We start from the raw sequence: 8,473 nt of genomic DNA on the forward strand, positions 1-8,473 counted from the left end.
TAATTTTACCATAACAATGTTTGCTTGTCCAGATAGAGTGACGAAACTCGCCAGCCTATTTAGCGGCTCTCACTGGCTTCCGCCAATTCGCTCAGGTAGGCCCAACGCTCCATAAGCTCCTCCGACCTCGCCAGCAGCTGTTTTTCTCGCTCCAGCAGCTCCTGCAAAAGCGAAAAATCACTGCCTCCTTGGGCCAGTTGAGAACGGACGGCGCGAAGTTCTCCTTCGGCGGCGGCGATAACGCCTTCAATTTCATCAAATTCGCGTTTTTCCTTAAAGCCCATGCGGGGCGCGCGGTTTTGATTGCGCTCGTCGGTCTTATCGCTTTCTTTTAGGCCGGACGCTTTCTCCAGCTCGCCCTGCGGCGCTCTGGCGTCGAGATAGTCGCTATAGCCTCCGGGATAACGCCCGATAGAACCACCTGCTTCAAAGGCGAAAATATGGTCGGCCACGCGATCAAGAAAGTAGCGGTCATGAGAGACGGTCAGCACCGCTCCAGGGAAGGTATCTAGGTAATCTTCCAGCACCGCCAAGGTGAGCGTATCCAAATCATTGGTCGGCTCGTCCAAAAGCAGCACATTAGGGGCGCTCATCAGCACCCGGAGCAAGTAGAGGCGGCGGCGTTCGCCGCCGGACAGCTTGGCTACGGACACGCCCTGGAGATGCGGCGGAAATAAGAAACGCTCCAACATCTGCGCGGCGCTGATCATGCCGCCGTCCAAAGTTGCAATAAAATTGGCCTCTTCGCGAATGTATTCAATCACCCGCAGACGCGGGTCCATTTCGATGTTCTCCTGGGCGAAATAACCGATTTTAACAGTCTGGCCCACTTTGATGCTCCCCGCCTGCGGCTCTAGGTGCCCGGCGATCAAGTTCAGCAGTGTCGATTTGCCGCTGCCGTTGGCGCCGACAATGCCGATGCGGTCATTCCGCTTGACAATGTAGCTAAAGTCCTGCAAAACGCAGCCCTCGCCAAAATCATGGCTCAGGTGCTCCACTTCGATGACGGTTTTACCCAAACGGCTGGAGCCTACGGACATTTCCAGGGCCGCCGCCTTGCCTAAGGATTGCTGCTCCGACAGCGTCTCAAAGCGTTCAATACGCGCCTTTTGCTTGGTACTGCGCGCCCTCGCGCCGCGCATCATCCAAGCCAGTTCCTGACGCAGCAGGTTTTGGCGCTTGCGTTCGCTGGCTTCTTCGCGCTCTTCCCGCGCCGCTTTTTGCTCCAAAAAGAGACTGTAATTCCCCTCGTAACGGAAAAGGCGGCCCCGGTCTAGCTCTAAAATGCCGGTAGTAACGCGATCTAAAAAGTACCGATCATGGCTGATGACAAGCAGCGCCCCGTTGCGGCGGGCCAGCGTCTGTTCCAGCCAAGCTACGGTTTCATGGTCGATATGGTTGGTAGGTTCGTCCAAAATCAAAAGCTGCGCCGGATTGATGAGCGCTCCCGCCAAGGCCACGCGCTTGCGCTGGCCGCCGGACAATGTTTTCATCTGGGCGCTGAAATCGTCAATGCCCAGCTTGGTTAGAATGGTCTTGGCGTCGCTTTCTAGGGGCCAGGCGTTCTGCTCGTCCATTTTCTGCCCCAAACGCACTACCTGCGCCTGCAGCGCCTCATCACCGGGCCGGGCGGCAGCGGCCCCCAGGGCCGCCTCATAATCTCGCAGCACCTGCAGAATGGGAGAAGCGCCGCGAAAAACTTCTTGCAGAACCGTGCCTTCCGGGTCGTAGTCCGGGTCCTGCGACAGATATTCCACCTGCACGCCGCCGGCGCGACTGACGCGCCCCTCGTCCGGCGGTTCCAGACCGGCGATCACTTTTAAAAATGTAGTCTTGCCGGTGCCGTTAACGCCGATAAGGCCTAACCGATCGGTATCGCCAATTCCAAACGTAACGTCCTCAAAAAGAGTACGCTCGCCGTATTGCTTGCTCATATTTTCTATGGAAAGGATATGCATAATGTTTTCCTCTGTCTTCTTTTAAATCTAAATTCTATTGTACAAAAGGCGCTGCCAAAGCACAATGGAGCAAGAAACGAAGAACCGAGAATTTTAACAGGAGTAGAGGGAGTAGAGGGAGGGCTGCCGCCCGTTTTATGAAGAGGTTCCTTCCGCTTAATGCAGTCGAATAAAAGCTCAAAGTCCCGCTGCCCAAAAGGGCAGAAGGACTTCTTCTAAAACCGATGCTATGTCTAAAATTCAACGCAGAGAAAACAAAAAAGACTCGCCAAGACGGGGCGTCGCATGAAACAGCACTTCCCTAAAACAAGGTTTTTAACGTATCTTTAAAGACGCTAAAGGTAATAACGCCTTCCAGCAGCTTTTCCTGGCCCCAGAGCACGGTAGGAACCCATTCAATCTGATGTTCCTGGCAATACGCCTCGTTATCCAGCAATCGCCGATTATAGCGCCCGGCCTGCAGCGCCGTCTCCAACGCTTGGGCATCTAAACCGATCTCCTGCGCCAGTTGCAGCAGCACCGGCAATTGACCGATATCTCGATCGCCGACAAAATGAGCTGGAAACACTACATCCAGCCACGCATCGCCTTGTCCAAGATCTTTGGCAAATTCCAGCGCCGCCAGCGCCTGGTGCGTATTGGCCAACACGGTCCTGGCGGAAGGAACCAAGCCCAGGGACGCGCCTAATTGATCGGGTTGAGATATGCCCGGCGTCCCCGGCTGTAACGCTCTTCCCTCCGGCTCCAACTCTGGATTTATCTCCCAAGGCAGCCACTCCACCGGTACTAGCGACGTTCGCCGCAGCTCCTGCACATAACCCCAAAGCAAATAGCAGTAGGGACAGGAAAAGTCAAAAACAACTCGCAGCGGTTGATGCATAGGAGCCTCCTTTTTAGAACACAGAGAAAAACCAGAGCAAAGGGATTTTAACAGGAGTAGGGAGTAAACGGAGGGCAGGAACGAAAGACAGCTTTGCAGGGAGCTTCCCCGCAAAGCTGCCGCTTTCCTGCTTCTTATACTAGCAGTTCAAAGTTTCCTCTTTCATTAGGCAATTTATCTATTTTTCAGATTCATCCCCACCGCCAAAAGGCGACAAACACGCTCCGCGGCCTCTTCAATCAGTTCCGCGCCGCGCTCCATGCATTCTTCCAAGCTTAAGGGACCAGGAGCGGTACTGCTCAAGGCGTCAATGCCTTTTTCGCGCACAGCGCTGCAGCCTTCGCCCAGACCGCCGGACAAACAGATACAGGGCACGCCATACGCTCTAGCCAAAGCCGAGACTCCCACAGGCGCCTTGCCATAAGCGGTCTGATAATCCGTACAGCCCTCGCCGGTCAGTACCAAATCCGCCTGCTTTACCATCTCTTCAAAGTTAGCGGTCTCCAGCACCACGTCCACCCCAGGACACAAACGTCCTTCCGTAAAGAAGAGGAATCCGGCGCCCAAACCGCCCGCTGCGCCCGCGCCGGCTATCTCGGCTGCGTCCTTGCCGGTAACTTCTTGAGCCACCCGGGCGTAACGCACCAAGGCCGCATCCAGTTCCTGCACGATTGCCGGCGTAGCCCCTTTTTGCGGCCCATAGACAGCCGACGCGCCGCGAGGACCGCACAAAGGATTGTCTACATCGCAAGCCACCAAAATATCGGTCTGCGCCAAGCGGGCATCTAGGCCGCTCATATCAATGCTCGCCAACTTCGCCAAGGCAGCTCCGCCTGGAGGCAATTCCTGGCCAGCCGCATCAAGAAAGCGAACGCCGAGCGCTTGCAGCATGCCCGCGCCGCCGTCATTGGTAGCGCTGCCGCCAATACCGATAACCAAACGCTTGGCGCCTGCGTCCAAGGCCGCCTTGATCAGTTCGCCGGTCCCGTACGTAGTCGTCCCCCGGGGATCTCGCTGCGCCTTGGGCACCAAGGGCAAACCGGAAGCGGCCGCCATTTCAATCACCGCAGTCACTTTATCGCCCAACAGTCCGTAGTAGGCTTCCACCGACGTCCCCAGCGGCCCTTGGACAGATTTCTTCACTACCGTACCGCCTGTGGAGGCTACCATGGCTTCTACTGTACCTTCGCCGCCGTCGGCAATCGGCACCAACTGAATCTCTGCGTGAGGAAACACGGTTTGTACGCCCCGCTGCATAGCCCGGGCTACCTCCAAAGCCGATACGCTTCCTTTATAGGAATCCGGTGCAATAATTACACGCATGGTTTTTCCTCCTTAAAACAGCTAAATTTTCCGAAAGTATTTATTTATTTTATTTTATACTAAGTTCCTTGGCGAAGGCAATTGTCTGGATTGCACGATTTTTTAATGATTTTTTAGAAGTTTTGCACATAAAATTATAAAAATCTCCTCGATATCTTTTTTGTTTCAGCAGGATTTTAGACAAAACCGCCAAATACTAGTATCATAGCCTGGATAAAAGAAGGAGGCGTTGCAGCATGCTCCTCACTCCCGGCCTGGCGCAGCAAGTAGTCAACGCCCTCATGCCCTTGGTGCGGCAAAACGTCAATGTCATGGATGCCACGGGAACGATCATTGCTTCTTTCCAGCCTAAACGGATCGGAGATTTTCATAAAGGCGCCTTTGACGCCATCTCCCAACAGCAAACCGTAGAAATTCACCCAGAAGACGTCAATCTCTTTCCCGGTGCACTCCCTGGAGTTAATATGCCTATTTTTTTGGAAGGCCAGGTTATCGGCGTTGTAGGTATTTCGGGTCATCCCAAGGAAGTCCGCGATACAGCCAAGCTGCTCAAAGCCGTCACCGAATTAATTTTGGAGCGAGATGTATTAATGGAGAAATTTCGCTCCCAAGCACAATTACATGAGCATTTCGCGAGCCTGCTGCTCTCGGAAAAAGCAGAGCAAGATGCTGCGTCTCTGCAGGCGTCCGCTAAGCTTCTCAAGTACGATTTATCTCTCGTGCGTCAGGTTGTCGTTATCGACACAGAACCTCTTGTATTACAAGCCCTTACCTTTGGCCCCTACGATCTGGTCTTCACCCGCCTGCGCGAGAACATCCTGCAGCAGCTCTTGCCCTCGCCTTGCATTGGGCCCCGTGATTTTGTCGTCTTTCTGGAGCAGCGTTTAGTTATTCTGAGAGAAACACAGCTCTCCGCGCCCGATTCATTGGACGCCCTGTTCCAATGGGGTCAGCAGGTAAGCCAACTGCTGCCACCTCACACCGCTCCTTTGCCTATCGGTCTTGGCAGCAGCGACGCCGCTACTGCACAGCTGCATTTCTCCTACCGAGAAGCGCTATTTGCACTAAAATACTGCCGCCCGGATAAACCGGTCACTTCCATCGAAGAGCTTCCTGTGCTAGCGGCGTATGCCCTGCGCTACGCACCCGGCCGCGATTGCCGTCCTTTGCAGAAGCTGCAAGATACGCTGTGTAAAGCCAGCCTACGCAAATTCAATATGGAAGAAACCTTGCGCTGCCTTCTGGAGCAAAATCTCAATACCTCCCTAGCGGCGAAAGCGCTGTTCATCCATCGCAATACGCTGCTCTTTCGCCTAGCTAAGTTGCGCAGTTCCACCGGTCTAGACCCTTGCCATCATTTCGACCATGCCGTGCTCTGCCGGCTGCTGCTGGAAAGATGAGATGGGAGAACGGGACACAGAGGAAGCAGAGGAACAGAGGAAAACCAGAGAGAAAAGAAAATTGAACAGGAAAATCGGAGTCGCGGGAGGGTACGCAAGAGGGTTACGGGGTGCGAAATTTTAACAGGAGTAGAGGAAGGGCACGACGAAGATGTTAGTGAGAGGTAATTTTCTTAAAGAAATACGGAATAATAGAGTGGGATGCCAATGAGTAAATGAGCGCTTGCGCCAGAGCGAAAGATTTTTTCGTCAAACGCGAAAAAAAACGCAGCCATAGTGGTGCTATGGCGAGGCTTTTTGACAAAGTTTGACGGTAAAAGATTTGCTTTGGCGTGAGTTGCGAATCAATCAATGGTTTCCCGAAAAAGGAGGTATTTATATGAGCCACCAAGTTGAAGATTTTTACCAGCCTTTAGGATTTGAAATCATCGAGTTTACGGAAGACGGTCCAACCCTTTGCTACGAGCCGGCGGAAAATGGCCAGTACGCCATTCTCACTACGGAGGAAGGTCTAGTCCCGGAATCATTAGAGGAAAAAGTAATTTTCTCCTACTATTGCGAAGCCGGCGCTTTTCGCTGGCATGTAGAATTTAAAAATTCTCAAGCCTTTGCCGAAGCCTGGCCTTCTAGAGCATCCGCTGATGAACGCTTTGCAGCCATGAAAGTGCTGAGCGAAAAAGAAGATGCGTAAGGAATACGGGGCTTGAACAAGAGGATCAGAGAACCAGAGGGCCCGAATGAGGGCTACGACAGCCATTGTATTTGAGACTTTTATTGGAGCAAGACGGTCCGTAGGACGAAAAAGGAGGCTAAGGCGGATCACAGTTTCGCCTGTTTGAGCGTAGCGAGTTAAGAAACTGCCGACGTAGACCCCTTTTTCGAGGCGCGCGCAAATCTTGTCTCAAATACAAGACTGCCGTCCGTTTCATGCAAAAGCACTAAAACTTGCTATAAGCCCTGAAACTTATATAGTAAAAAAAAGCGGCCCTTTGCTATAAAGCAAAAGGCCGCTTTTCTTTTAGCATTCCACACAGGCATTTTCTTTTACCGCCACAATAACTTCTTTAGCAAAGGCTTCGCTTGACTGTGGATTTTGCCCGGTCACCAAGGAGCCATCGCGCACGACAAAGGCTTCCCAGGGTTTGCTGTGCTCATAATGAGCGCCCAGTTCTTTCAGGCGATTTTCCAGAAGAAACGGTACCGCTTCCTCTAATTGCACCATGCGCTCTTCCGCATTGGTGAAGCCGGTCAGGCGGCGTCCCGCCACTAACGGAGTGCCGTCTTCTTTTTGCGCCCGCACCAAACCGGCAGGCCCATGACAGACAGCGCCAATCACCCAGCCATCCACATCCGCTCGCTGGAGAAGCGCCGCCAAGGCTTCATCCTTAGCCAAATCCACCATGGGTCCGTGCCCGCCCGGCAAAATAATCGCATCAAAAACTTCACGTTCCACTTCGCTGAGTTTTCGCGTCTGCTTTAATACCTCGGCTGCCTTTTGCCAAGCCGCCGGCTGCCCCACAGCCACGCTGCGCGGATCAATCGGCGCTTCTCCTCCTAAGGGACTGGCAACCACAACCTCAAAGCCGGCCTGAAGAAAGAGCAAGTACGGCGCCGCAAACTCTTCCAGCCACAGTCCGGTCCGATGAACCCCCATTGCCTTGGCACTCGTTACTACCATGAGCAGTTTTCCGCCTTGATTCATCCTTGTCACTCCTTTCGCCGGCTATGCTGCCATCTCATGGCAGCACACCTACTGTGTATTTCCCTATGCAAATGCATTTTCCTGCCATTTTTTAGCGAAACCGAAAAGAGCAAAAGCAAGAATTGAACAAGAGCAGCCGGAACAAGGAGAAGACGTGAATGAGGGGTATGGACTATAACAAGGGCTTGCTGAAGCTACATACGAAATTTCCCTACCGATTCCTGCAAATCTTGCGCCAAATGCGCCAGCGTTTGGCTGGCGGCAGCAATTTCTTCCATGGAAGCGGTTTGCTCTTCTGTCGCCGCCGAAACGCCGCTGGCTTCGTCCGCCACGGCCAGGGAAAGATCTTTGATCCTCCGTACGGCTGCAGCGCTTTGCCGGCTTTCCGCCACAGTCCCTGATACCTCTTCGGAAATATCCCGTACCTGCGCCGATAATTCTTCCACCAAGGAGGCAATTTCCGCAAACTGCCGCCCTGCTTCGCGAACTTGAGCCACCCCTTCGCCGACGCGCGATTTTTGCACGTCCATCACTTCAACGGTTTGCCGTATATTCCCATTGTTTTCTGCAATTAACTCCGTGATTTCTTTCGCTGCGTGCTCTGATTGCTCCGCCAGCTTGCGCACTTCATCCGCCACTACCGCAAAGCCCCGCCCGTGTTCGCCCGCCCGCGCCGCCTCAATGGCGGCGTTCAGCGCCAAAAGATTGGTCTGTCCGGCAATGGTTTTAATCATATCTACAATTTCTGAAATACGCTTTGAGCTGCTGTCCAGCTCTTGAATCGCACTGCCCACTTGCGCTGCGCCGCTGCCAATGGCGTCTATGCTCTCTACTGCCGCAGCCAGACCTTTCTGCCCCTGCATCGTGGTATTAGCCGTTTGTTCGGCGGCGCCGGAAGCAGCTTCGGCCGCTTTCCCCGCCTTTTCCAGCCGCTGTGCTACACGTTCCACTGCCAAAGCGGTTTCTTCTACAGAGCTAACCTGCTGCGAGGCGCTTTCTGTAATCTCTACAGCGGCCTGCGCTACTTGCTGCGACGCGTCCGCAGCCTGACTAGAACTAGCCGTCAGTTCCTGCGAAGAACCAGCCAGTTTTTCCGCCGAACGAACCGTCTCTCCGACCAGCTTCCGCAAACTGGCAACCATCGCCAAAAAGCTGTTGTTTAATATGCCAATTTCGTCGGCGCGTTCGCTAGCCTCAAACTGAAGCTGCA

Annotated in this window: 7 protein-coding genes; 2 read left to right on the plus strand and 5 right to left on the minus strand. The window is 53.6% G+C overall.

Annotation, left to right across the window (positions count from 1 at the left end):
* Nucleotides 1–59: 59 nt before the first annotated feature.
* The 3 genes from PHF27_RS04075 to PHF27_RS04085 all read right to left on the minus strand — a co-directional run bounded on the left by PHF27_RS04075 (nt 60) and on the right by PHF27_RS04085 (nt 4,161).
* Complete coding sequence (locus PHF27_RS04075; protein WP_300066400.1) at nt 60–1,958, minus strand: ABC-F family ATP-binding cassette domain-containing protein; 1,899 nt, start codon at nt 1,956–1,958, stop codon at nt 60–62.
* 301 nt (nt 1,959–2,259) lie between these two features.
* On the minus strand, nt 2,260–2,838 hold the full coding sequence (locus PHF27_RS04080) for a DsbA family protein (RefSeq protein ID WP_300066402.1): 579 nt from the start codon (nt 2,836–2,838) through the stop codon (nt 2,260–2,262).
* A 174-nt stretch (nt 2,839–3,012) separates the two neighbouring features.
* Entirely contained in the window at nt 3,013–4,161 is a 1,149-nt protein-coding gene (locus PHF27_RS04085) for a glycerate kinase (protein WP_300066405.1), read from the minus strand.
* A 236-nt stretch (nt 4,162–4,397) separates the two neighbouring features.
* On the opposite strand from PHF27_RS04085, the gene PHF27_RS04090 reads away from it, so the two are divergent.
* The gene (locus PHF27_RS04090) at nt 4,398–5,561 is read left to right on the plus strand and encodes a sugar diacid recognition domain-containing protein (protein WP_300066408.1); all 1,164 of its coding nucleotides are present in this window, start codon (nt 4,398–4,400) and stop codon (nt 5,559–5,561) included.
* A 379-nt stretch (nt 5,562–5,940) separates the two neighbouring features.
* On the plus strand, nt 5,941–6,252 hold the full coding sequence (locus PHF27_RS04095; RefSeq protein WP_300066411.1) for a hypothetical protein: 312 nt from the start codon (nt 5,941–5,943) through the stop codon (nt 6,250–6,252).
* Nucleotides 6,253–6,579: 327 nt separating this feature from the next.
* Here PHF27_RS04095 and PHF27_RS04100 read toward each other — a convergent pair whose 3' ends face one another.
* Nucleotides 6,580–7,263, minus strand: coding sequence for a type 1 glutamine amidotransferase domain-containing protein (locus PHF27_RS04100; protein ID WP_300066413.1), 684 nt, complete (start codon nt 7,261–7,263; stop codon nt 6,580–6,582).
* Nucleotides 7,264–7,457: 194 nt separating this feature from the next.
* The coding region (locus PHF27_RS04105; protein WP_300066416.1) for a methyl-accepting chemotaxis protein at nt 7,458–8,473 on the minus strand (1,016 nt) is incomplete at its 5' end.

This window comes from Anaeromusa sp. (genome assembly GCF_028691475.1).
Classification (GTDB): Bacteria; Bacillota; Negativicutes; order Anaeromusales; family Anaeromusaceae; genus Anaeromusa.